Origin of the sequence: Aeromonas sp. 1HA1, assembly GCF_029237385.1 — a bacterium.
In the GTDB taxonomy this organism is placed as follows: Bacteria; Pseudomonadota; Gammaproteobacteria; order Enterobacterales; family Aeromonadaceae; genus Aeromonas; species Aeromonas popoffii.
The window spans coordinates 1-21,714 of sequence record NZ_JAACGC010000025.1; the positions used below are offsets into that span (position 1 = coordinate 1).

Consider the following 21,714-nt stretch of genomic DNA (forward strand, 5'->3'; position numbering starts at 1 on the left):
GCAGGACTCTGAGGGTAGAATTGGTCATGGCGTATCACCTCTGTTAATTGAGATTCTTCGCGGGAATCAATCAGCAGGATACGCCACCTTCTCTATCTCCCCCATACACCAGAAATCACCATAACTCCAGAGCCAACAACCCCTACAAACGCCTGCAGATAAGGAGAGCAGCATGAGCATCGTTCAGGACGTTGCCGAGTGGGTGCATGCCCAGGCAAAGGGGGCTCTAAGTAGGGATGTGGCAGCTGAGTTCGCCATCACTGCGAACAAGGCCAGCATGGTGATGAGCCAGATCCATCGGGAGTCTCGTTTCACTACTAGGGTTGAGCACAGTTGCATCCTTGATACCAACGGCCGGGGGCGGAACACCCGCCGCCTTTATGTCGATGCAGTGCAGACCCCACAGTGGCGCAAGACACCAGTGATAGGCACCGCAGGAGATCAGGTCGTCAGATTCGACAGCATCACCGATGCGGAAACCATCGGCGGCTTTGTCAGAGTCAGCATCACCCGCTGCCTCGCTGGCCAGCAAGAGAAACACGGTGGCTACCATTGGCAAGCTGACACCACAGAAGGAGCTACGAAATGCACCGCTACCACTACACCCTGAATGCGGCAACCGAGCTTGGCGCTGCACCGGACCGGCTAACCGGCACTATCGAGGCACACCACCCGATGACCAGCCAGCAGATCAGAGTGGCTGCCATCGACCAGGCGCCGGCCGCGTATCTCAACTTCAACGAGCTGGAGTACCAGGAGATTGAACCGGGCACAGATTGAAGGACTGACCATTCTGGTCAGCACCACACTGATACTGGCCGTACTGGCCATGATGTAACGAACACAACGACTGTCCGGGAGGACACGATGGATCAACGACTTCACAAGCGCAATTACCGGGATGACATCCAGCAGGCTATCCAGCAGGAACAGGCCACGATGTATCCTCAAGCCGCCCTCTCCTACAAGAAGGCCCAGCACCACGCCGCCAGCGCAGATATGCAGGCCAACGCCAAGTTCGCCATGGCCCGCCGCATTCACTGCTTGAAGATGGCCAAAGACCCCCAGTGGAAGGCAGTCAACGCCAAGTTCCAGCAACTATATCAAGCACTGGAGACTCACTGATGGCCAGCCGCGGAATCAACAAAGTCATCCTGATCGGCAACCTTGGGCAGGATCCGGAGGTACGTTACATGCCAAGCGGTGGTGCTGTCACCAGCATCACCATGGCTACTTCCGAGACCTGGCGCGACAAGCAGACCAATGAGCAGAAGGAGCGGACCGAGTGGCACCGTGTGGTTTTCATGGGGAAGTTGGCCGAAGTGGCCGGTGAGTACCTGAAAAAAGGCTCTCAGGTCTATGTCGAAGGAAAGTTGCAGACTCGCAAGTGGCAGGACCAGAGCGGCCAAGAACGCTACACCACAGAGGTGCTGGTCGATAGCTTCAGTGGCGTGATGCAGATGCTGGGAGGGAATGGGCAAAGCGGAAGGGGAAAACAGCAGGGGGGAGACAGCCAGTCAAGACCAGCGCAACAGCCGGGACAAGCACCGGCCCATAACGAACCACCCATCGACTACGACGATGACTTGCCGTTCTAGGACTCACCGGAGGACATATGCTTGAACCAATTGAAAAAATAGAGCAAAAAGAGCTGCTGGTGATGCTGGGAAAAGGTAGGACCGCGCTTTACCACCTTCGTAATAAAGACGCCACTTTCCCCAAACCCATCGACCACCAGCCCTTGCGCTGGATAAAGTCACACATTATGGACTGGATTGACAGCCACAACAGAACCCAAGCCCAATCCTAACTCACGCTGGAGGACCGACCACCACAGCTCATAGGCTGCTCGTTGGTCCTCCAGCCAGTCATGTTTATTGTACACCGCCATCACGCCGAGCAGCGCGTGGCCCAGCATAGTCTCAGTGATATGCGGTGATACGCCGAGTTCGGATAGCCTTGTTGATAAGGTGCGCCGGGCATCATGAATACGCCAATGCGGGATCCCCAAGTTGCTGCGCAGCCGGCTAACCTGTCGGTTACATGAGTGGATCTCGACAACCCCACCAGATTGCCCTGGGAACAGATACTCAGGATCAACCGATGCCATGCCAGCCCGCTCGAACAACTGGCGGCCAATGGTGGTGATCGGTCTACGAATTTCACGCCCCGTCTTGCTGACCTCGGCCGGCACAGTCCATACCATAGAGTCAAAATCCAGATTGCTGCGCTTAATGGTTCTCGCTTCCGAGAGGCGGCAACCATAAACCAGGCAGAGCAGATGGATCACCTTGTTGGCGGTACCGGCACGGCACGCTTCAATGGCTCGCCATATCTTGACCACCTCAAGCACCGTCAGCACCCTGCTACCGGTTTTTGGCATGGCTCCAACATCTCGGGCCCGCAGGCTCATCATGCAAGGTGGTTGGATTGAGCCGCGGCGGATATGCCAGTTGAAGCAGGCCTTGAGCGCAGTGATCACCGAGCGGGTAACACCTGGTGCTCGTTCGCTGATGGCATCGAAGTAGGTCAGCCACATATCCATGGTGATCTGGTTGAGTGGTCTGTCTGGAAGGCGGTTCTTCACCGACGAGAAGGTATAGCGATAGTTTTTCTGGGTACTCTCGCGACACTCACGCATCACATACTTGTCAAACCACTCATCGAGCAGCCACGCGGGTGTTGCTTCATCCCCTGTCTCGACAGTTTGCTCAGGACCTGCCTTGAGCTCTGCGGCCTTGATCCTAGCATCCCGAAGCGTCACTCCAGGGTAACGGCCGATTGTCGTCCTGACTTGTTTCCTGTCCCGCATATGGCGCACCTGGAAGGTGATCAGCCCCTTGGGTGACACCCTGACACCCAGCCCATCACTGTCAGTGACTTCGCTCTGACCAGTGTATGGTTTACCATTGATGCCTCGCAGCCAACTGTCTGAAATTGCCATCGTTCACCCAATAAAATTTTGTACTAACAAAATACCATATTTTGTACTTACAGTTGTACTAAATAGCCAGCGAACGAGGCTAGACAGCGGTGAACAATGAAGAATTACTGCGTGCTCAGATACGACTGAACACACCATAAAGAACCATAAAATCAAACGCCTAGGCGATAGATAAAGAACACATGAGCACATCAAAGAACCAAGCCACACAGCAAACCTTCTACTTCCACGATTACGAGACCTTCGGCATCAGCCCGGCGAAGGACAGGCCGTCGCAGTTTGCCGGTATCCGTACCGATGCGGATTTCAACCTCATCGGCGAGCCGCTGGTCATCTATTGCAAACCGCCGGCAGATTATTTGCCGGATCCGGAAGCCTGCCTGATCACTGGCATCACGCCGCAAAAGGCGATGAAAGACGGACTGTGCGAGGCGGATTTCATCCGCCAGATCCACGAACAGTTTGCCACCCCGAATACCTGCGTGCTGGGCTACAACAGCATCCGCTTCGATGACGAGGTAACGCGCTACACCCTCTATCGCAACTTCTATGACCCCTACGCCTACAGTTGGCAAAACGGCAACTCCCGCTGGGACATACTCGACATGCTGCGGGCCTGCTATGCCCTGCGCCCGGAGGGGATCGAGTGGGCATTTGACGAGGAGGGCAAACCGAGTTTCAGGCTGGAGAAGCTGACGGTGGCCAACGGCGTGGCTCACGCCAATGCCCACGATGCGCTCTCCGATGTGCTGGCTACCATAGAGATGGCCAAGCTGGTGAAAAAGGCCCAGCCCAAGTTGTTTAACTATCTGTTTGACCTTCGCAACAAGAACAAGGTTAAAGCACTGATCGACGTGGTGACTATGAAGCCACTGACCCATGTCTCCGGCATGTTCTCCCCCTGGCAGGGGTGCGTGAGCTGGGTGTCGCCGCTCGCCTGGCACCCCAGTAACCAGAATGCGGTGATCATGGTGGATTTAACCCGTGATCCGACCCCGCTCATCGCGCTCTCCAGCGACGAGATCCGCGAGCGGCTCTATACCCGCAAGGATGAGCTGGGAGATCTGGCGGCCATTCCGGTCAAGCTGGTGCACATCAACAAGTGCCCGGTACTGGCGCCAGCGGCCACTCTGACCGCCGAGCGCGCCGACGAGCTTGGCATCGACCGGGAGCAGTGCCGCAAGAGCCTGGATCTGCTGCGGGCCCATCCCGAGGTGCGGGAAAAACTGGTGGAGGTGTTCAATCAGGAGTTCGCGGGCAACAATGACTCGGATCCGGATACCCAGCTCTACGCCGGTTTCTTCGGCCACGGCGACAAGGCCACCATGGATCTGGTGCGTGCCACCCCGGCCGAACTGTTAGGGGAGCGAGAATTTGCCTTCACAGACGCGCGTTTGCCCCAGATGCTGTTCCGCTACCGCGCCCGCAACTGGCCCCACACCCTGAGCGAGGCGGAGCAGAAGCGATGGCGCCTGCACTGCAGCGACTACTTCAGCCGCCGCCTGCCGGATTACGCCCCTCGCCTCGAGGCGCTGGCCGAGCAGAATCAGGGTAATGAGCGGAACTTTGCGATTCTCAAGAGCCTCTATCACTACCTCGAAGATCTATGAGATGTGATCGGCTTCACAGTTAAATATCGGTCTGCTCCCCTCGCCCAAGACATAATGGAAGGGGAGCTGAGACTCCTGAAGTTTCAATTATTTGTGCGCTAATATTGCATTAACGGCCTTTGACTATCGACCCTTGGGGATGCCTCGTCTGATGCGTTCAGGATTATCCGGTTTCGGTTTGCTCGTCTGCTCCCTTCGGCCTGCATGGCAGGTGTGCGTTTTGATGTCCCCGACTATTTGCTGCAACTGCCGCAGCAAACTTATGAGCTGATCGAGAGTAACTTCAGCCGCCTCTATCAGCAGACCGACTTCACTCCCCAGATCACCAACAGCTATTTCAACCGATCCGATCTCTACAACTTTGTCGGCGTGCCGCTGGCAATCACCCCCCAGGCCGGTTTTCAGCTGGAGGTGTTTGGTCAGCTCTACAATCGCGCCTCCCAGAGCTATGTGCACATGAGCCAGGACATGTCGCTCTATCGCATGATCCGGGCCGACATGATTGGCAACACCAATGATGAGGTCGCCATCGGCATGGGGCTCGGCATGCCCCTCAGCCCGCAGTTTACCTTCAAGGCACTGCTCTCCAGCAACGAGATCCCGGGCTATGGCGCCGCCAATTACGCCATCGGCTTCGAGTGGTGTTACTGATCCCCGACATATACGCCCCCTTTGCGAATAATTCAGGCTCCCATGGGGGCCTGAATTATGCTCGCCAATGTACTCAGCGGTAGCAGATGACCCGTCCCTCCCCCCCTTGCAGGGTGATCTCGGTGCCAACGGCCTTATCCTGCCAAAAATCGATGCCCCCTGCCGGCAGCAAAAACGCCTGGGGTTGCCCCTCCCAGTTGAACAGACAGAGCAACGAGCCCCCTTGCGGCAAGTTCACTTCCCCGCAGGCAAACGCCATCGACTCGAAACGGGCGGACGGAGTACGGGCCGCGCACAGGGCCAACAATTTATGCAGTTGCGCCGCTTGTACTGCATCGAGATCCCGCAGCCGGTCCCCCGCCAGCATCATGCCACCGCTTGCCACCAGCGCAGCCAGATGAAAGCTGTACTCTGTGGGGCTGGCCTGCTGACTCGGCAGATCCCGCAGGCAGATGCAGTCAGGATCCAGCGCCCACAGCCGGTCGTTTTGCCAGGCGCGGCAGAAGGTCTCGCGGGCAATCTGGCGAAAACGGTGGCCATTGCGCTCCACGTCATCGCTCACCCGCATGCCGTGTACCAGCCCCAGGCTCGGCCAGATGGGGGCGTTGCAGCCGAGCAGGAAGGCGCCCTCACCCGCTCCGCGCAACATGGCCGCCATGCCGCGCCGATAGGCCTCGACCCGGGTGGCGCAAGGATCATGGAAGCGGCCGCCATGAATGGCGCCCCAGAAGTTGGCATCCAGCTTGAAGTAGTGAATGCCCCACTGCTCGCGCAAGGTGCTGAACACCTGCTCGAGATGCGCCTGCACCTCGGGGTGGGTGCCGTCCAGCACATACCAGGGAGTACAGCGCCAGCCGCCATAGGTGACCCGTTCGGAGGGGAGCGGCAGCCCGTCATCCCCCTTCACGAACCAGTCAGGGTGCGCCTGAAACACCTGTGAGGTCGGCTCGGCAATAAAGGGGGCGACCCAGAGCGCGGGCTCGCAACCGGCACGGCGGATCTCAGCCGCAAGGGCTGCCACTCCCTGTTCGAACTTAGGCGAAGGCGTGAGCCAATCCCCCATCTTCGCCTGATAGCCATCGTCGATCTGCACGTAGCGCAGGGCCGGAAAACGCCCGGCCCGCACCGCCAGATTCTCGCGAATATCGGCGGCGCTCACCTGTGCATAGTAGTGATACCAAGAGCACCAACCGCTGGGGCGGGTCGCCACCTCGGCGATCACGCTGCCGTGCTCGGCCGCGATCATACTCGCCAATTCGGCCAGCAACGATTCGCGATCCGCCCCCTCCAGGCAGAGCATCGCCTCGCTCTGCCAGTGCTGGCCGGCAAACAACGGACGATCTTCACAGTTCATCAGGATCTGCAGGCGGCCATCCGGATAGAGACGGAACTCGCCGCCAAAGCGGTGGCAGCTGGCAAAAGCGAGCAGCAGCCAGCCCTTGCCGTGTTCCACCAGCAGCAGGTTGTGGACAGTGTGAAAGCCGTCGTCGTCGCTGATGCGATAGACGCTGGCATCGGGGCAACGGCCCACCGGCTGCGGGGTCTGCCAGCTGCCCATAGTCTGGGCCAGCATCTGGAATCCTTCGCCATAAATAGCGCTCTCCACTGGCAGGCCCAATTTGCCATCAAACAGCACCCAGCGGCCGACCGGCGTGGCATCAGGACCTGTGTTGTCGAGCCTGACCCGACACAGTGACCCCTCCCACTGACGGGTTTGCAACAGATCCGGGGGCAGAGCGCTATCGGCTGCCAGTTGACGCACGCGGGACAAGAGGGATGTCATGGCTACTCCTTGTAATTCATCAACAAAACAAACAGTTCAGAACCAGGTCGTTTAAAAAACCCGTCGAGTCAGAAAATCCTCAATAAAATCAGCCTCAAACGAACCGATTTCAGCTGTTATTGTTTTAATGTCGCGCCCCTGCCTCTCTGGTAAACTGCCCATTCATTCACAGTTACCAAGTAGGGGCTCACGTGATCGCGCAACGTGCCTTGCTGTACCTTCGTGACTTCATGGTCATCGTCGCCTGCCTGCTGGCGGGCAAAACCCTGGCAGCCATACTGCCGTTCGCCTTCCCCGGCAGCATCATCGGCATGTTGCTGCTGTTTGTGCTGCTCTCCTTGCAACTGGTGAAATTGCACTGGGTCGAGTTAGGCGCCGGCCTGCTGCTGCGCCACATGGGCGTGCTGTTCGTGCCGGTGGCGGTCGGGTTGGTGGCCTGGCTGGAGCCGCTGCGCCAATCCTTCGGCCTCATCATGCTCTGCATAGTGCTCGGGATAGTCTTGATCCTCGGCACGGTCGGCCGGCTCTACCAGAGGATGAACAGATGATCTTCTGGCTTGCCATTCCCCTGACCCTGGCGCTCTACTTTGCCACCAGAACCCTCTATCGCCGCCTGCCCTGGCCCATCATCAATCCTGTGCTGGTGCCCACCGCCGTCATCATAGGTCTGCTGCTCTGGCTTGATCTGCCGCTGGAACAGTACGAGAGCGGCACCTTCCCCATCACGGCGCTGCTGGAACCCGCCGTGGTAGCGCTGGCCCTGCCGCTCTACCAGCAGGCCCGCCAGATCCAGGTCAGGCTCAAGCCCATCCTAATCTGTGCGCTGGCCTCCGTCTTGGTCTCGGTCTGTACTACCCTGCTGATCGGTCATTTTATGGGCGCCGATCCGGCATTGCTGGCCTCGCTCGCCACCAAATCGATCACGACGCCGCTCGCCATGAGCGTCAGCCAGTCCCTCGGCGGCATTCCGGCCATCGCCGCAGCCGTGGTGGTGGTAACCGGGATTGTAGGCGCCCTCATCGGCTACCCGCTGCTCAAACTGATGCGGGTGACCGACCCCGAGGCCCAGGGGCTGGCCATGGGAGCCTGCGCCCATGCCATCGGCACCGCCACCTCTGCCGAGAAGGGCATTACCCAAGGGGCCTTCTCGTCGCTCGCCATGGTGGTGTGCGGCATCCTCACCGCCGCCGTGGCTCCCCTGCTGTTTGCCATTTACCACTGGTTGAATTGAGTCTCACCCTTCTGCTGTTGTGCGGGCCTTGCGGCCCGCCAAGTGCGAGCTGACGCACAGTTTGCGCAAGACAAACGTTTCCTCTACCATCCCCCTCCTTTTGCCCGTCAGGGCGTGAGCACGCTCACACATTTTGCCAAGCTTGCTCCCTACAATGATCCCCCAATTGGCCTTTGAGGACACACTATGCATCCCCGTTTTGCCAAGCCACTCGATTCTCTGCCCGCCCCGCTCAAAGCGGCGCTGCTGCCCATGCTGGATCCCGAACAAGGCGGCGAGTTCAATGCCCGTTTTACCCCTGAGCAAGTGACCATCCTGAAAGCCGCCACAGGTCTGGAAGACCGCGCCCTGCGCCTGGCTCTGTTGCCACTGGCCGCGGCCTGCTCGGTGGCCCCCATCTCCAGGTTTTTTGTCGGTGCCATCGCCTGTGGCCTGAGCGGCACCTGGTATTTCGGCGCCAACATGGAGTTCACCGGCCAAGGGCTGTTCCACTCGGTTCATGCCGAGCAGTCCGCCATCTCCAACGCCTGGCTGGGCGGTGAGACAGGGATCAGCGAGATCACGGTCAATTACACCCCCTGCGGCCACTGCCGCCAGTTCATGAATGAGCTGAGCACGGCCAAGATCCTGAAAGTCTCTCTGCCGGATGACTTGAGCGCCCTGCAATCCTTCCTGCCCCACTCGTTCGGGCCGGCGGATCTCGACATCACGGATGCCCTGATGAGCCCGCAAGCCCATGATGAGCTGATGCTCGAGAGCGAGGATCCGCTCTGGCAGGCCGCACTGGCCGCCGCCCGCCAAAGCTACGCCCCCTACAGTCAGGGCTATGCCGCCGTGGCGCTGCAATTTGCCGATGGCCGCCTCTTCTGTGGCCGCTACGCCGAGAACGCCGCCTTCAACCCGAGCCTGCCGCCAATGCAGATGGCCTGCGCCCATGCGGTGCTAAACGGTGAAGATCTCGCTACCCTCCGTCGCGCCGTGCTGCTGGAGAGCAAAAACGGCCAGATCAGCCAGCGGGACTCCGCCCAGTCCACCCTCAAGGCGCTGGGGTCGGTCGAGCTGGAATACCAGGCCGTCTGAAGTAAAAGAGGCCCATAAACAAGGGGAGCCACCGGCTCCCCTTGTTGTTTCTGCTGATTGCTTAGGATCAGGATTCCCAGACGATGCTCTGGGAGGAGGACCAGGCCTCGCCGATGTCCGCGTATTTCTGCTCCAGCAAGTGGCGGCGGATCTTCATGGTGGGGGTGAGTACGCCGTTCTCTATGTTCCAGGGGCTCTTCACCACCAGAATGCCACGAATTTTGGCATGGGACTCCAGCTGCTCGTTAACCCGGTTACGCGCCGCCTCCAGCTGGGCGTTGATAGCATCCCGACTCTCCTTCATGGCGCTCTCGGCCAGTTGCACCAGCGCGATGGGCTGGGGCATGCCGTAACCAATCACGCACAGCTGCTCTATGATGGGCTCCTGCCCCAGCAGCCCCTCGATGGGCACAGGCGCCACGTACTTGCCCTTGGCGGTCTTGAACACGTCCTTCATCCGGCCCGTGATGGTGAGGTAACCTTCCCTGTCCAGCTTGCCCATGTCACCGGTGTGGAGCCAGCCATCACCGTCAATGGCCTCGGCACTGTGCTCGGGATCCTTGTAGTAACCCAGCATCATCCCCTCGCAGCGGCAGAGGATCTCCCCCTCCTCGGAGATCTTGATGGTGACACCAAGACCCGCCTTGCCGACGGTACCGATCTTGTCGGCGCGAAACGGGTAGTTGATGGTGGAATAGGCGTGGTTCTCGGTCATGCCCCAGGCTTCGGTCACCTTGAGGCCGATGCTCAGATACCACTGCAGCAGCGCAGGAGAGACCGGCGCCGAACCGCAGCCCAGCACCCGCGCCTGATCCAGCCCCAGTCCCTTTTGCAGCTTGCGTTTGATAAGGCCCGAAATGAGCGGGATCTTGAGCAGCAATGCGAGCTTCTTCTGGGGCAGCTTCTCGTGGATCTTGATGCGGAACATGGCCCACAGCCGGGGCACAGAGATAAAGACAGTGGGACGGCAACGTTTGACGTCATCGATAAAGGTGTCGAGGGATTCGGGGAAGGCGATAGTGGCGCCGCCATAGAGGCTGCCGCCATAGATATAAACCCGCTCGGTAATGTGGGCTAGCGGCAGGTAGGAGAAGCCCCGATCAGCCTGGCTCAGGCCCACCGTCTCCACCAGCTTCTCGCACGACCAGGCGTAACGCTCGACGCTCAGCATGGCCCCTTTCGGCTTGCCGGTACTGCCCGAGGTGTAGACCAGACTCAGCAGGGAGTCAGGGGACTGTACCGGGCTGTCAGGGATAGGCTCGTGCGCTTCCAGCAGATCGTCCCACTGGTGGCTGGCAGGCATGGTGTCGTAGGGGAAGGCGATGCGCAGCAGATCGGCGGGCACGCCAGCCTCCTGACTCTTCCAGTCATCCAGCTTGCCGACGAAGATCGCCTTGGCCTCGCTGTGGCGCAGCACATATTCGATGGTATCGACGTTGGCGGTCGGATAGATGGGCACACTCACATACTGCCCCATCTGCATCGCCAGATCGGCGATAAACCACTGTGCGCAGTTCTTGGAGAGCAGCGCTACCTTGTCACCAGGCACCAGACCGAGGTGACGCAAGGCCGTCACCATTCGCCGCGCTTCATCGGCCACTTCACCCCAGGTGAAGTCGACATATTCGCGGTTGATAGTTTGACGCAGGTAGGTTCGATCAGAACACTCCCGCTCCCAGTGATAGAGCATCTCGAGCGGCAGTTTATTGGCAATGCGTGAGGCGGAGGCCATAGTTTAATCCCTGAAACAAAAGGCGAAACTTATTATTAACCTTTCACTAACTTCAGGGAAGAATAAACTCACACTTCAGTTTGAATTGTGTATCCGATCAAGCTTCTGCGTGTTGCTGCAAACGAATCCACATTGCCTGTACCAGGGTCTCATCCTCTTCGGAGAGCTCACCTTGCAAAATCGCCTCGTTGAGGCTGCGCAACACATAGCTCTTGACGTCCCGCAGCAGGGTCTTGCCTTCCAGCTCGGCCCGGGCAACCGCCAGCGAGATATGACCTCGCAGGTAGCCACCGGCAAACAGCTCATCCTCGGTCGCCGTGGCAACCATGCTGTCGATCAGTCCCAACAACGTGTGCTCAAAATCGTGAATCGTCATGTAACGCAGCCTCATTTCCAGCGTGGCAGGCAAAAAATTGCCGGCAAATTATTCGGGGGAGTGGAACCGCAATCCGGTTGATTGCAGCTCTCTGGCGCCAGGCCAACAGCGTCCTTGGCGTCCTATTCCGGGCTGGCCACCGGGTAGATGACCTGATCCTTATATCCCGTGGTTATGCGCAGATAACCACACAACGCCCGGTTCAATTGCGGATCATCGGTGTCCACCAGCAGCGGCCTGCCCGCGAGGGCGGCCAGCTTGGCTTTGGTTGCCAGTACCTGGATATGCTCCAGCCCGACACACCGAATCACCTCTGGACTCAATTGCTGATTTCCGCGTCCGAGCAGATGTCCCTGACCGCCTATCAGGGTCATGATCAGTCGGCAGCGACGGCCACGAATCCGGGTCAGGATCTCGGCGGCGCTGAGATCCTGCCCGATAAGTCGGCCATTTTCCACCAGATCCACACCGAGCAAGGTATTTTCCAGACCCAGCTCGGCCATGCAGGCCGCCACCGTGCTGCCAGAGCCCATCAGATAGAGGGTCTCGGGCTCCATCTGCTCCACCACACCGGCGGCGAGATCCGCCAGCACCAGCTCTTCGGACTCCTTGCCCCCCTGCTTGACCGCCTGCACATAGCGCAGATCGCCGGGCACCAGCAGCTGGCCATAGTGGCGAGCCCGCACCTTGCCCAACCGGAATGCCGCTTCATCAATATCGCGCACCTCGCCATCCATCAGGCTGAGCAATTCGCCCGCGATCATTCGCGCCACCACCCGACCGCTGGCTGCTGGCGTCACCCCATAAACGCCGGAGTGGATTTTACAACCCGCAGGGATGCCGAGTACATGGCACGACTCCCCCACAGCGGCACAGATGTCGCGCGCCGTGCCATCGCCCCCGGCGAACAGCAACAGATCGACCCCGGCTTCGCGCATCAGCTCGGCGCCGTGGCGGGTATCATCGGCAGAGGTCATCTCCCCGGCCGGTTGATAGATGACCCGACAAGGCAGCCCCAGAGAGCGGGCCACCGTCTCCCCCATCTCTCCTGCCACTGTCAGCAGCTCGAATGAGTCTACCAGATCGCACAGGGGCAACAGGGCCTGCCGCGCCCGCGCCTGCGCCCTGGGCACGGCACCCAGCGCCAGCGCCTCGGCGACCATGCCGTCACTGCCCTTGAGACCGACCGCGCCGCCAATACCGGCGACCGGGTTAATGATGAGCCCTAAACGAAACATAGATTTCTCCCTAACATCGCCCGCCATTTTATCTTTTCAAGGCGCAGGGACAAGCCAAGTGGTGACTGCTAGAATGCGCAGCTTCAATTTTTTAACCAAGGTTCAATCATGCTGGAATGGGTTCTTGATCCCTCTGCCTGGGTTGCGCTCGCGACCCTGACCCTGCTCGAGATCGTGCTGGGTATCGACAACATCATCTTTATCTCCATCCTGGTGGGTCGCCTGCCGGAGGCGCAGCGTCAGAAAGCGCGTATTCTGGGTCTGGGGCTCGCCATGGGTACCCGGATCCTGCTGCTGCTGTCGCTCGCCTGGGTGATGCGCCTGACCGAACCACTGTTCACCGTGCTGGGTGAAGCCATCTCCGGCCGCGACCTGATCCTGTTGCTGGGGGGCTTATTCCTCATCGGCAAGAGTGCCCACGAGATCCACGTCACCCTGGAAGGGGCAGCCGAGCCACAGAGCGTCAGCAAAGCCGCCTCGGGCTTTATCAGCACCCTGATCCAGATCGCCATTCTGGACATCGTGTTCAGCCTCGACTCGGTGATCACCGCCGTCGGCATGGCCGATCACGTGCCTGTGATGGTGCTGGCCATCATGATCGCCGTCTTCATCATGATGTTTGCCGCCAAATCCATCGGTGATTTCGTCGATGCCCATCCGACCATCAAAATGCTGGCCCTCTCCTTCCTCACCCTGGTGGGTTTCGCCCTGATGGCCGAGGGGATGAATGTGCACATTCCCAAGGGTTACATCTACTTCGCCATGGCCTTCTCGCTGACGGTGGAGATGATCAACATCCGCCTGCGCAGTCACCACGACCGCGAAAAGTTCGAGCAGTAAATGCCAGAACCACAAAAAAGAGCGCCTTATGGCGCTCTTTTTTTATCCACATAACCGGCTTATTCGTTGCTGATGACAATGGCAACGCGGCGGTTTTCGGCACGCCCGGCAGCGGTGTTGTTGTCTGCCACCGGATCCCGCTCACCGCGACCACGGATGTCCAAATTGGCCGGCTGCATGCCCACCGACACCAGCACCTCGGCCACCGATTTCGCCCGTTCAAGGGAGAGCTGATCGTTGTAGAGCTCACGTCCGCTGGCATCAGTGTGACCATCAATCCGGGCCTTGTTAAGGCCGGCACCCAGCAAGGTTTTGCCCAGTTTTTCTACCAGAACTCGAGTCTTGGGGTTGAGGTCCTCCACGTTGGTGGCAAACAGCACCCGGTTGGAGAAGTCCAGCGTCCAGCCCTCATCGGTCAGGCGAAAGCCCTGCTCCTTGAGGACAGCGATCTGCTCTGCCGTCAGGCCGTGAGGAGCGCTTTGACAACCCACCAGCACGCCCAACAGCATGCCAATCAGGCCGGTTTTCATCAGGACATGGATCTTCATTATTACTTTTCCTCTGCAGACACATCGAACGCCAGCGGGTCTTGGCGTGCAAGCTCCCGACGCAGCCGTTTGGATTGGTACATGGCATGATCGGCCTGCTGCAACAGCTCAGCCGCGGTCAACCCCTGATCCGGATAGAGGGCTATGCCTATGCTGATGGCCGCCACCAACTGGCGACCATCCCCCAGCACCACGGGGTCGGCCATGACCTGCTGGATGCGGGCTACTACATCCTGCACCTCGCTCTTTTGCAACACAGGGGTCAACAGGATGGCAAACTCGTCCCCCCCCAACCGACATACCAGATCCATCGGCCTGAGCTGATGTTGTACCCGTCTGGCCAAGGCGATCAACACGTCATCGCCGGCGGCATGGCCCAGGGTATCGTTGATCTGTTTGAAGCGATCACAATCGAGGTAGAGCAGCGCGAAACACTCCTCGTACAAGCGCCCCGTGGTCACAGCTTGATCCAGACGAGCCTCAAAAAGAGCACGATTGGGCAGGCCGGTCAAGGCATCGTGGGTCGCCCGGTGCAGCAGGCTGGCGTTCTCCCGCTGCTGATGAGCCTGCCAGGCTTCCAGTTCATCGAGCAGGGAGTTGAAGTCCTGACCAAGCTCGTGCAGCTCGGCGATATGCGCCTCGGGGACCCGCATGGCCAGAATACGCTGACGCCTGACACTGTGAGCCACCTGCGCCAACTCCTTGAGTGGCACCGTGAGGGAGTTTTGCATCCAGCGCGCCACGTAGAGCGCCCCCAGCGTACTGAGGATGAGACAGACCAGCATGGCCATCAGTGTCTGCAGCAGAAACCGCAGCAGATACTGGCCGTGGCCAACCAGATGGATACGGGCTATCTCCACCCCACCCCGCATCATGGGCTGATCGACCGGGCCCGGCAGTATGCGCCTTGCCAGATACTGCTCCAACCCCGACCAGGGGGTGGTCATGGCCCGGCGCCAGCTTGCCAGCGGCTGCCCCGAAGGCAGATAGATGCTGGCCTGCGCCACATCCTCATGGGTGACTATGGCTTGCAACGCATCCTTGGCGGCCTCTTCGTCATGGAACACCACCGCCGCTTCACTGGTGTAACTGATAGCGCGCGCCACCAGATCCAGGTTGTGATCCGCGTAGAGACGCAAAGCCAGCAGTGCGATACCGGTCAACAGCACACCGGCCATACAGACAGCGGTCAGGGACGTAACCATATGGGTGCGTCCCAGACTCTGTCGCAAGGTTAGCCGCTGAGTCCGTGGACGAAAGAGCCCTATCATGGTGTCCCCTCATCCGCCTTGGCCAGCTTCAGCACGGCAGGATGCACCCGCACCCCGCTCCTGGCAAGGGCATCCAGATTGACCCGGAACCGAACGCGATCCAGCCCGACCTGCAGGCAAAACACGGCGTCGACAACACACTCGGCACTCTGCTCGCTGATGCTGAGGATCGGGCGATCCTGCAATCGCTGAAACAGGGACAGCCGCCGCTCCGGCGCCAATATCCCCAGGTAGAGTACGTCACAGCGCCGCCCCAGCGCCTCATCATCCACGTCGTAGCGACGGACGCTGACCGGCCGGCCATTGGCTTGCTGCTTGATGGAAAAAAGGGCGGCTGTATATTCCGTCGGCGCCGTGATGCACAGGCGCAACTCAGCGGGCTCGGTCGGCCAACGGGTGTAGCTCAGAATGTCGAGGACTGTCTGGCGTACCTGTTCTGCACGCAGCTCGGCAGAGGTGAGTGGAACAGGCTCGGTGGCGAGCGCCAGCGAACAGATCAGCGGCATCAACCACGCCAGGATTCGAACCGGTAGAAGAGAGTGCATCGTGCCTGCGCTTATGCCCACGCCAGCACCCGCGAAGGCCTGGCGCCCACGAAGGGTGAGCCGGAGTGGAAGAGTAATGCGTTTATCAGCACCATGACAAGGCACCGCCAACAGCACAAGCAGGTACGTCACTCAATGTCGCAATCGTGGCAGGGGCGCACCCTGGTGTGAGCCCCGCGATCCCATCTGTATTCATCTGCTTACTTCTTGCTGATCCCGTATTCGCGCAGCTTGTTGGCGATGGCGGTGTGCGACACCCCCAGCCGTTTGGCAAGCTGACGGGTGGAGGGGAAAGCCGGATAGAGCCGCTCCAACAGTCTGCTCTCAAAGCGTTTCACGGCTTCGTCCAGCCCCCCTTCGAACCACTCGTCGATAAGCGGCATGGCATCGGCAGCCACCGGCAGATCGACGTGCTCCGGACCGATCTCGTCCCCTTCCAGCAATGTCATGGCCCGGTAGAGGCAGTTGCGCAGCTGGCGCACGTTACCGGGCCAGCGGTAGGCGGTCAGGTACTCGGCCATGTTGCGGGTAAAGCGCGGGCGCGGGCGCTGTAATTCGCTGGCGAAGCGGGAGACGAACTGCTGGGCCAGCGCCAAGATGTCCGCCTTGCGCTCGCGCAGGGGCGGCAACGCCAGACTCAGCACGTTGAGGCGATAGTAAAGATCTTCGCGGAACTTACCGTCATGCACCAGATCCAGCAGCTGCTTCTGGGTGGTGCAGATGAAGCGCACATTGACCTTCACCTCCTGCTCGTCCCCCACCCGACGGAACACCCCGTCCTGCAACACCCGCAGGAACTTGGTCTGCAGATGGGGAGACATGTCGCCGATCTCGTCCAGCATCAGGGTGCCGCCGCTGGCCAGCTCCAGCACGCCACGCTTGCCTTCGGTGTTGTTGCCAAAGGCACCCGGAGCGTAGCCAAACAACTCGCTCTCGGCCACGTTGTCAGGCATGGCGGCGCAGTTGAGGGCCATGAAGGGGTGGCTGGAGCGCAGGCTGGCGCCGTGACAGGCACGGGCCAGCAGCTCCTTGCCGGTGCCGGTCTCGCCGACGATGAGCAGCGGCGCATCCTGCATCGCCAGCTTGCTCGCCTCCACCAGCACCTGCTTCATCTTCTGGCTCTCCGCCTGCAGGTGCTCAAAGCCCCCCACTTCCACCGCGTGCAGCGCGCTGAAGTGCATGCCGACCCGACGGGCAGATTTGAGTACCACGACTGCGCCGGCCAGGGCCTGACGACCCTTCTCTTCGGCCACAAACAGTGGCATCAGATCCGCCAAGTACTCTTCGCCATTGAAGCTGAGCTTGCAGGTCTGTGGCTTGATCTCGCTCGCCTCCAGCCAGCGGCTAAAGGAGAAACCCTTGACCAGGGAGCCCAGGGCCATGCCGCGTATCTCTTCCACCGGCAGGGCCAGGGTAGTGAGGGCGGACTGGTTGGCCTGGGTCACCTTGCCCTTGGCATCGAGGGAGAAGACCAGATCCGGCAGCGCCTTGAGCAGGGCTTCGATCTCGTGGTGCTCGCGCTCGGAGGGCATGTAGGGGATGGTCTTGACGTCATAGACGCCGGGAATGCGGCGGATCTCCGGCATCAGATGCTGGAAATCACGAAACTCCAGCTCGGGAAAGTTGAGATAGATGATGCCTGAGGTATCGATTTCGATGCCGCGCAGATCGATGTTGTGCTCCACCAGACGGTCGAGCAGTTCCCGGGTCAGGCCCAGGCGGTCTTCACAGCTGACTTCAAGACGCATTCGGGACACACTTCCTAGCTAACTCTATGAATGACCGGATAATACAGACTCGATCCCGCCAGTGCGAGCGCCAGCCCATAAAAATGCGGGCCTGCCCCGCTTTCGCCGGACAGGCCCGCGTCATCTACAGGCGTTTATTTGAACGACTTGTCGGTGAGTGATGGCCTCTTCACTTCAGCAGCTCATCCGTGCGCGCCGCCATGATGAAGTCGTTGCGGTGTAACCCGCCTATCTTGTGGGTCCACCAGCTGACGGTCACCTTGCCCCATTCGGTCAGGATAGCCGGATGGTGGAACTCCGCCTCCGCCAGTTCCCCCAGGCGGTTGGTGAAGGCCAGCGCCTCCTTGAAGTTGCGAAAGGGGAATTCGCGCCTCAGCTGCAACTCCCCGTTCACCACCAGCGGCTGCCAGTCGGGGATAAGCTGCATCAGCTCGGCGAGTTCCTGTTCGCTGACCTTGGGGGCATCGGCGCGGCACGCTTCACACTGCTGGCTTGCCAGTTCGGACATGGGTTTCTCCTTGTTCATCAATGGGGATCGGATAACAAAATAGGTCTGGTCAAGTCAGCTCGCCTGTTTATCACCCGCGGGGGCAAAACGGGGCGGACGCAGCCCCAACCGGCGGGCATCGGACACCATGGCCATGATGTCCTGCTCAGCCAGACGGTAGAGTTCGGCCAGCTCGGGCAACACGAAATAGGTGGGCTGCATGATGTCGATGCGATACGGAGTACGCAGCACTTCTATGGGGTCGAAGGGTTGCAGCACAGGCTGGCCACCGAGGGCATAGGCGGTCTCACCGATAGAGGAGAGAATGCCACCGCCGTATATGCGCAGCCCAGCAGGGGTATTGAGCAGGCCGAACTCCACTGTGAACCAGTAGAGCCGTGCCAGAAAGACTCGATCCTCCTTGCTCGCCTGCAGGCCGAGCTGGCCATAGACATGGGTGAAGTGAGCGAAGGCAGGATTGGTCAGCATGGCGCAATGGCCGAAGATCTCGTGAAAGATGTCGGGCTCTTGCAGATAGTCGAGTTCGTCCCGGCGGCGAATGAAGGTGGCCACCGGAAACTGGCGGTTGGCCAGCAGGGCAAAGAAGCGATCGAACGAGATAAGCGCAGGCACGGCGGCCACCGACCAGCCGGTGGCGGGTTGCAACACGGCGTTGATCTGGGCCAGCTGGGGGATGCGATCACGGGGCAGATTGAGGCGGGTCAAGCCAGCCAGATAGTCGTCACACGCCTTGCCTTCGAGCGCCGCGAGCTGACGTTCGATCAGGATCTGCCAGGTGCCATGCTCCTCATCCGTGTAATGGATAAGGCCCTGAGGGTCCGGCTGGTGTGCGGTGTAGAGACTGGCCATGAAGGGTTCCATCCTGTGTGCCCGCCCGGTAACCCAAGCAGCGGCGACTCACGTTTGACTGATGGGATCACTGTAACGGTTTGTCCCTTAAAAAAGCAGCCGACCCCGGGGTCGGCTGCTGCTGACAATTGTAAATAATTTGTGACAACCACAATCAAGGCCCGGCCCGTTACCCCTTGTTGAGATACCCCGCCAGCTGGCCGATGAGCCGCTTGCGCAGCTCCCCGAGCTTGGGTTTCTCGTCACCGCACCAGGGCAGCGGGCGGCACGCCTCTATGGTGCGCAACCCGAGTCTGGCGGTGAGCAGTCCCGCTCCCACCCCTTGTGCGGCGCGGGCGGAGAGCTTGGCTGCGAGCTCGGCCCCCAGCAAGTCCATGCCCACCTCGGTCACCAGCTCGGTGGCACCGGCGTAGAGCATGTTGCGAAACACCTGACGAATAAGGCGAATGCGGCTCCAGTAACCGAGCTCGATGGCATAGACGTCGGCGATATCCTCGATCATCCGCAAGTTGCGCCACAGCATGAGCATCATGTCGACAGTGGCAAGGGGACTCAGGGCCACCAGCACTGCGGCCTCCCCCGACCATTTGGCCACACGGGCCTGGGCCAGCTTGTCCCGCTCGGTCAGCACCAGCTGACTGTAGAGCGTCAGCACTTCCCGATCGCTGTGACTCTCGTCGAGCTGGTTCAGCCAACGTTGGTAACCCTCCCGTCCCTTGTCACCACTCTTCTCGGCGAGTACCTCGCAAAAAGCCTGTCCCTGCCCGACGCCCTGACGGGCCAGCAAATCGTCGGCGCGCGAGCGCACATCCTGGCGCCGCTGGAGGGTGCGCAGCCGCAGCCACTCTCGCCCCACCATACCTGCCGTGCCCACAGCCACCAGACCGGAGGCCAGCAACCAGGCGCTGCCCCACAGCGGGGTGGTGAGCAACTGATCGTAGAGAAAAACACCATATTGCCCCAAAGAGAGCAGGCCAACCGCCCCCAGTCCCCAGCCGAGCAGCCGGTGCCGCCGGCGCGGCTTGATGGTAAGCGCAGGCTCCACCTCAGTGAAATCGTCAAGCTCATCGAGGCGCTCGAAGCTTTCTTCCTCCAAGCGCTGGGCCGGAGCTGGCGGTCGCTCGTCGCTTGCCGCCGTCAAGGCGGGCTCCAGGATCACCTTGCCCTGCAGCGGCGCCGATTCGGCCACCGTCGGTTTTGTCTGATCGTTCATCTTGTTGCTTGTTCCTCCACGCACCTGTGCCGCCATGCCTTACCTGCCTGCATTGCCGCACAACCTAGGTTATTCGAGGTGATCCCCGAGCAGAAACTCCAGCGCCGCATCGAGCCGGATATGAGGCAGCGCCTGATGGGCGCTCATCGCTAAGGGGCGAAACGCCTGAAAATCAAAGCCCTGATTGTTCTCCCCCTGTTTATTCCACCATTGCGCAGGCGGAATATGGGGCGGCACTTCCCCCGGAAACAGCAGCAGCGGCTCGCCCGCGAGGCTGGTGCCGCGGATGGCGGGGAACTCGCGGCCATTGGCCACACCCTTGCCCACCTCGGTCGCCTTGATGGCCGCGAGCGCCAGACACTCGGTGGTTATCCCCTCAAAACACGCCTGACCCCGGCCACTGCGCACCAGATGCTGGAGCAGGGAGACCATGGGCGCGTGCTGCTCGGGGGTGACGTGATCCGCCTTGCTCGCCACAAACAGCAGCTTGTCGATACGCGGCGAGAAGAGCCGACGCCACCAGTTGCTCTTGCCGTAGGCGAAGCTCTCCATGATACGGGCGATGGCCTGCTGCATGTCGCCAAAGCTGGCCGCGCCGGCGTTGAGGGGCTGCAGACAATCCACCAGCACGATCTGGCGATCAAACCCCGCAAAGTGCTGCTCATAAAAGCCCTGCACCAGGTGTTGTTTGTACTGCTCGAAGCGCTGCTTGAGGGTGGCGTAAAGGGTGCCTTCGGCGGGCTCACCAACCGGCGGCTGCCACACCCAGGGAACAAATTGCAGCATGGGGGCACCGGCATACTCTCCTGGCAATACGAAACGGCCGGGCTGGATCAGGTGTAACCCGAGATCCCGTTTGCAAGCGTGCAGATAGGCGGTGTAGCGCTCGGCCAGCTGGGCGACCGGTCGCTCTTCAAAAGGCTGCGCCGCTTGCCATTGTGGGGTCAGCCAGCTGGCGGCGAGTGCTTGCAGCTCGGGGCGGCGCAGTTGATCGCGCACCTGCTCGCTCCACTGCTCGTAACTCATCTCTAGCAGCGGCAAGTCGAGCAGCCACTCCCCCGGGTAATCCACCAGATCCACATAGAGGGTGGAGATCTCCCCCAAATGCTTGCGCAGCGGATGGCGGGTGCGATAGCGAATTTCGAGGCGCACCTCGGCCACCCCGCGGGTAGGCTCGGGCCAGGCGGGCGGCTCCCCGAACAGGGCGTCGAGACCGCGCTCGTAGGCGAAGGTGGGAATATGGGCGTTTTGTTGCGGCACCCGGCGGGCGCCCAGGATCCGCCCCTGACGCAGGGCATCCCACAACGGCAAGCGGCCATCGATGGCCGCGTGTTCAAGCTGGTTGACCAGCGCCGTGATAAACGCCGTCTTGCCACTGCGAGAGAGGCCGGTCACCGCCAGCCGCAGATGGCGATCCCGTACCCGGTTCACCACGTCTGTGGCCCTGTGCTGCAAGAGCGACCACTTTTGTTCCAGTGTGTTGCGTATCAAGGCTTGTTCAATCCCTCAATTCAATCATCGGTTTCAGGTGCGCCGTCAGCTATGTC

23 protein-coding genes are annotated in these 21,714 nt (G+C 60.3%); 10 read left to right on the forward strand and 13 right to left on the reverse strand.

Annotated elements, in window-relative coordinates; translation table 11 throughout:
* The first annotated feature begins 172 nt into the window (after nucleotides 1–172).
* The 4 genes from GWQ22_RS09930 to ssb all read left to right on the forward strand — a co-directional run bounded on the left by GWQ22_RS09930 (nucleotide 173) and on the right by ssb (nucleotide 1,598).
* A complete protein-coding gene (locus tag GWQ22_RS09930; RefSeq protein WP_275930187.1) occupies nucleotides 173–610 on the forward strand; it encodes a hypothetical protein in 438 nt (145 codons plus the stop codon).
* Nucleotides 586–780, forward strand: coding sequence for a hypothetical protein (locus GWQ22_RS09935; protein ID WP_275930188.1), 195 nt, complete (start codon nucleotides 586–588; stop codon nucleotides 778–780). The genes GWQ22_RS09930 and GWQ22_RS09935 overlap by 25 nt, the downstream gene beginning before the upstream one ends.
* Nucleotides 781–867: 87 nt before the next feature.
* The gene (locus GWQ22_RS09940) at nucleotides 868–1,125 is read left to right on the forward strand and encodes a hypothetical protein (RefSeq protein WP_241325827.1); all 258 of its coding nucleotides are present in this window, start codon (nucleotides 868–870) and stop codon (nucleotides 1,123–1,125) included.
* Nucleotides 1,125–1,598, forward strand: a complete 474-nt coding sequence (ssb, locus tag GWQ22_RS09945; RefSeq protein ID WP_275930189.1) for a single-stranded DNA-binding protein — start codon at nucleotides 1,125–1,127, stop codon at nucleotides 1,596–1,598. The genes GWQ22_RS09940 and ssb overlap by 1 nt, the downstream gene beginning before the upstream one ends.
* Before the next feature lie 158 nt (nucleotides 1,599–1,756).
* Here the strand turns inward: ssb and GWQ22_RS09950 are convergent, their stop codons facing one another.
* Nucleotides 1,757–2,944, reverse strand: a complete 1,188-nt coding sequence (locus GWQ22_RS09950; RefSeq protein ID WP_275930190.1) for a site-specific integrase — start codon at nucleotides 2,942–2,944, stop codon at nucleotides 1,757–1,759.
* Between the two features lie 182 nt (nucleotides 2,945–3,126).
* Here GWQ22_RS09950 and sbcB point away from each other — a divergent pair, with 182 nt between their 5' ends.
* Complete coding sequence (gene sbcB, locus GWQ22_RS09955) at nucleotides 3,127–4,554, forward strand: exodeoxyribonuclease I (protein ID WP_275930191.1); 1,428 nt, start codon at nucleotides 3,127–3,129, stop codon at nucleotides 4,552–4,554.
* Nucleotides 4,555–4,758: 204 nt separating this feature from the next.
* Nucleotides 4,759–5,205, forward strand: a complete 447-nt coding sequence (locus GWQ22_RS09960) for a hypothetical protein (RefSeq protein ID WP_275930192.1) — start codon at nucleotides 4,759–4,761, stop codon at nucleotides 5,203–5,205.
* Between the two features lie 73 nt (nucleotides 5,206–5,278).
* Here the strand turns inward: GWQ22_RS09960 and GWQ22_RS09965 are convergent, their stop codons facing one another.
* Nucleotides 5,279–6,988, reverse strand: a complete 1,710-nt coding sequence (locus GWQ22_RS09965) for a glycoside hydrolase family 36 protein (protein WP_275930193.1) — start codon at nucleotides 6,986–6,988, stop codon at nucleotides 5,279–5,281.
* A gap of 191 nt (nucleotides 6,989–7,179) precedes the next feature.
* Here GWQ22_RS09965 and GWQ22_RS09970 point away from each other — a divergent pair, with 191 nt between their 5' ends.
* The 3 genes from GWQ22_RS09970 (at nucleotide 7,180) to cdd (ending at nucleotide 9,299) form a co-directional block, all read left to right on the forward strand.
* On the forward strand, nucleotides 7,180–7,536 hold the full coding sequence (locus GWQ22_RS09970; protein WP_042035460.1) for a CidA/LrgA family protein: 357 nt from the start codon (nucleotides 7,180–7,182) through the stop codon (nucleotides 7,534–7,536).
* The gene (locus GWQ22_RS09975) at nucleotides 7,533–8,219 is read left to right on the forward strand and encodes an LrgB family protein (RefSeq protein WP_275930194.1); all 687 of its coding nucleotides are present in this window, start codon (nucleotides 7,533–7,535) and stop codon (nucleotides 8,217–8,219) included. The genes GWQ22_RS09970 and GWQ22_RS09975 overlap by 4 nt, the downstream gene beginning before the upstream one ends.
* Before the next feature lie 186 nt (nucleotides 8,220–8,405).
* Nucleotides 8,406–9,299 (forward strand): cytidine deaminase, encoded by an 894-nt coding sequence (gene cdd / locus GWQ22_RS09980; RefSeq protein ID WP_212513747.1) that lies wholly within the window; start codon nucleotides 8,406–8,408, stop codon nucleotides 9,297–9,299.
* A gap of 67 nt (nucleotides 9,300–9,366) precedes the next feature.
* Here the strand turns inward: cdd and GWQ22_RS09985 are convergent, their stop codons facing one another.
* The 3 genes from GWQ22_RS09985 to GWQ22_RS09995 form a co-directional block, all read right to left on the reverse strand.
* A complete protein-coding gene (locus tag GWQ22_RS09985) occupies nucleotides 9,367–11,031 on the reverse strand; it encodes an AMP-binding protein (RefSeq protein ID WP_275930195.1) in 1,665 nt (554 codons plus the stop codon).
* 97 nt (nucleotides 11,032–11,128) lie between these two features.
* The gene (locus tag GWQ22_RS09990) at nucleotides 11,129–11,407 is read right to left on the reverse strand and encodes a YfcL family protein (RefSeq protein WP_042035455.1); all 279 of its coding nucleotides are present in this window, start codon (nucleotides 11,405–11,407) and stop codon (nucleotides 11,129–11,131) included.
* A gap of 122 nt (nucleotides 11,408–11,529) precedes the next feature.
* Complete coding sequence (locus tag GWQ22_RS09995; protein WP_275930196.1) at nucleotides 11,530–12,645, reverse strand: ATP-NAD kinase family protein; 1,116 nt, start codon at nucleotides 12,643–12,645, stop codon at nucleotides 11,530–11,532.
* 108 nt (nucleotides 12,646–12,753) lie between these two features.
* Here GWQ22_RS09995 and GWQ22_RS10000 point away from each other — a divergent pair, with 108 nt between their 5' ends.
* Complete coding sequence (locus GWQ22_RS10000) at nucleotides 12,754–13,485, forward strand: TerC family protein (protein WP_042035453.1); 732 nt, start codon at nucleotides 12,754–12,756, stop codon at nucleotides 13,483–13,485.
* 59 nt (nucleotides 13,486–13,544) lie between these two features.
* On the opposite strand, the gene GWQ22_RS10005 is transcribed toward GWQ22_RS10000, so the two are convergent.
* From GWQ22_RS10005 to GWQ22_RS10040, 8 genes are all read right to left on the reverse strand, one after another.
* Nucleotides 13,545–14,033 (reverse strand): OmpA family protein, encoded by a 489-nt coding sequence (locus tag GWQ22_RS10005; RefSeq protein ID WP_275930197.1) that lies wholly within the window; start codon nucleotides 14,031–14,033, stop codon nucleotides 13,545–13,547.
* A gap of 2 nt (nucleotides 14,034–14,035) precedes the next feature.
* Nucleotides 14,036–15,304, reverse strand: a complete 1,269-nt coding sequence (locus GWQ22_RS10010; protein WP_275930198.1) for a diguanylate cyclase — start codon at nucleotides 15,302–15,304, stop codon at nucleotides 14,036–14,038.
* Complete coding sequence (locus tag GWQ22_RS10015) at nucleotides 15,301–15,810, reverse strand: YfiR family protein (RefSeq protein WP_275930199.1); 510 nt, start codon at nucleotides 15,808–15,810, stop codon at nucleotides 15,301–15,303. Before GWQ22_RS10015 ends, GWQ22_RS10010 begins: the two co-directional genes overlap by 4 nt.
* A gap of 239 nt (nucleotides 15,811–16,049) precedes the next feature.
* Complete coding sequence (tyrR, locus tag GWQ22_RS10020; RefSeq protein WP_275930200.1) at nucleotides 16,050–17,597, reverse strand: transcriptional regulator TyrR; 1,548 nt, start codon at nucleotides 17,595–17,597, stop codon at nucleotides 16,050–16,052.
* A 169-nt stretch (nucleotides 17,598–17,766) separates the two neighbouring features.
* A complete protein-coding gene (locus tag GWQ22_RS10025) occupies nucleotides 17,767–18,105 on the reverse strand; it encodes a 4a-hydroxytetrahydrobiopterin dehydratase (RefSeq protein WP_275930201.1) in 339 nt (112 codons plus the stop codon).
* 54 nt (nucleotides 18,106–18,159) lie between these two features.
* Nucleotides 18,160–18,954: a phenylalanine 4-monooxygenase gene (gene phhA / locus GWQ22_RS10030; protein ID WP_212514710.1), complete on the reverse strand. Its 795-nt coding sequence runs from the start codon at nucleotides 18,952–18,954 to the stop codon at nucleotides 18,160–18,162.
* A gap of 169 nt (nucleotides 18,955–19,123) precedes the next feature.
* The gene (locus tag GWQ22_RS10035) at nucleotides 19,124–20,167 is read right to left on the reverse strand and encodes a TIGR01620 family protein (RefSeq protein WP_275930202.1); all 1,044 of its coding nucleotides are present in this window, start codon (nucleotides 20,165–20,167) and stop codon (nucleotides 19,124–19,126) included.
* A gap of 69 nt (nucleotides 20,168–20,236) precedes the next feature.
* The gene (locus GWQ22_RS10040) at nucleotides 20,237–21,658 is read right to left on the reverse strand and encodes a YcjX family protein (protein ID WP_275930203.1); all 1,422 of its coding nucleotides are present in this window, start codon (nucleotides 21,656–21,658) and stop codon (nucleotides 20,237–20,239) included.
* Nucleotides 21,659–21,714: the final 56 nt, after the last annotated feature.

Coding starts and splice junctions, on each gene's coding strand:
- GWQ22_RS09930 (WP_275930187.1), top strand. CDS start 173: ATGAGCATCGTTCAGGACGTTGCCGAGTGGGTGCATGCCCAGGCAAAG.
- GWQ22_RS09935 (WP_275930188.1), top strand. CDS start 586: ATGCACCGCTACCACTACACCCTGAATGCGGCAACCGAGCTTGGCGCT.
- GWQ22_RS09940 (WP_241325827.1), top strand. CDS start 868: ATGGATCAACGACTTCACAAGCGCAATTACCGGGATGACATCCAGCAG.
- ssb (WP_275930189.1), top strand. CDS start 1,125: ATGGCCAGCCGCGGAATCAACAAAGTCATCCTGATCGGCAACCTTGGG.
- GWQ22_RS09950 (WP_275930190.1), bottom strand. CDS start 2,944: ATGGCAATTTCAGACAGTTGGCTGCGAGGCATCAATGGTAAACCATAC.
- sbcB (WP_275930191.1), top strand. CDS start 3,127: ATGAGCACATCAAAGAACCAAGCCACACAGCAAACCTTCTACTTCCAC.
- GWQ22_RS09960 (WP_275930192.1), top strand. CDS start 4,759: ATGGCAGGTGTGCGTTTTGATGTCCCCGACTATTTGCTGCAACTGCCG.
- GWQ22_RS09965 (WP_275930193.1), bottom strand. CDS start 6,988: ATGACATCCCTCTTGTCCCGCGTGCGTCAACTGGCAGCCGATAGCGCT.
- GWQ22_RS09975 (WP_275930194.1), top strand. CDS start 7,533: ATGATCTTCTGGCTTGCCATTCCCCTGACCCTGGCGCTCTACTTTGCC.
- cdd (WP_212513747.1), top strand. CDS start 8,406: ATGCATCCCCGTTTTGCCAAGCCACTCGATTCTCTGCCCGCCCCGCTC.
- GWQ22_RS09985 (WP_275930195.1), bottom strand. CDS start 11,031: ATGGCCTCCGCCTCACGCATTGCCAATAAACTGCCGCTCGAGATGCTC.
- GWQ22_RS09990 (WP_042035455.1), bottom strand. CDS start 11,407: ATGACGATTCACGATTTTGAGCACACGTTGTTGGGACTGATCGACAGC.
- GWQ22_RS09995 (WP_275930196.1), bottom strand. CDS start 12,645: ATGTTTCGTTTAGGGCTCATCATTAACCCGGTCGCCGGTATTGGCGGC.
- GWQ22_RS10000 (WP_042035453.1), top strand. CDS start 12,754: ATGCTGGAATGGGTTCTTGATCCCTCTGCCTGGGTTGCGCTCGCGACC.
- GWQ22_RS10005 (WP_275930197.1), bottom strand. CDS start 14,033: ATGAAGATCCATGTCCTGATGAAAACCGGCCTGATTGGCATGCTGTTG.
- GWQ22_RS10010 (WP_275930198.1), bottom strand. CDS start 15,304: ATGATAGGGCTCTTTCGTCCACGGACTCAGCGGCTAACCTTGCGACAG.
- GWQ22_RS10015 (WP_275930199.1), bottom strand. CDS start 15,810: ATGCCGCTGATCTGTTCGCTGGCGCTCGCCACCGAGCCTGTTCCACTC.
- tyrR (WP_275930200.1), bottom strand. CDS start 17,597: ATGCGTCTTGAAGTCAGCTGTGAAGACCGCCTGGGCCTGACCCGGGAA.
- GWQ22_RS10025 (WP_275930201.1), bottom strand. CDS start 18,105: ATGTCCGAACTGGCAAGCCAGCAGTGTGAAGCGTGCCGCGCCGATGCC.
- phhA (WP_212514710.1), bottom strand. CDS start 18,954: ATGGCCAGTCTCTACACCGCACACCAGCCGGACCCTCAGGGCCTTATC.
- GWQ22_RS10035 (WP_275930202.1), bottom strand. CDS start 20,167: ATGAACGATCAGACAAAACCGACGGTGGCCGAATCGGCGCCGCTGCAG.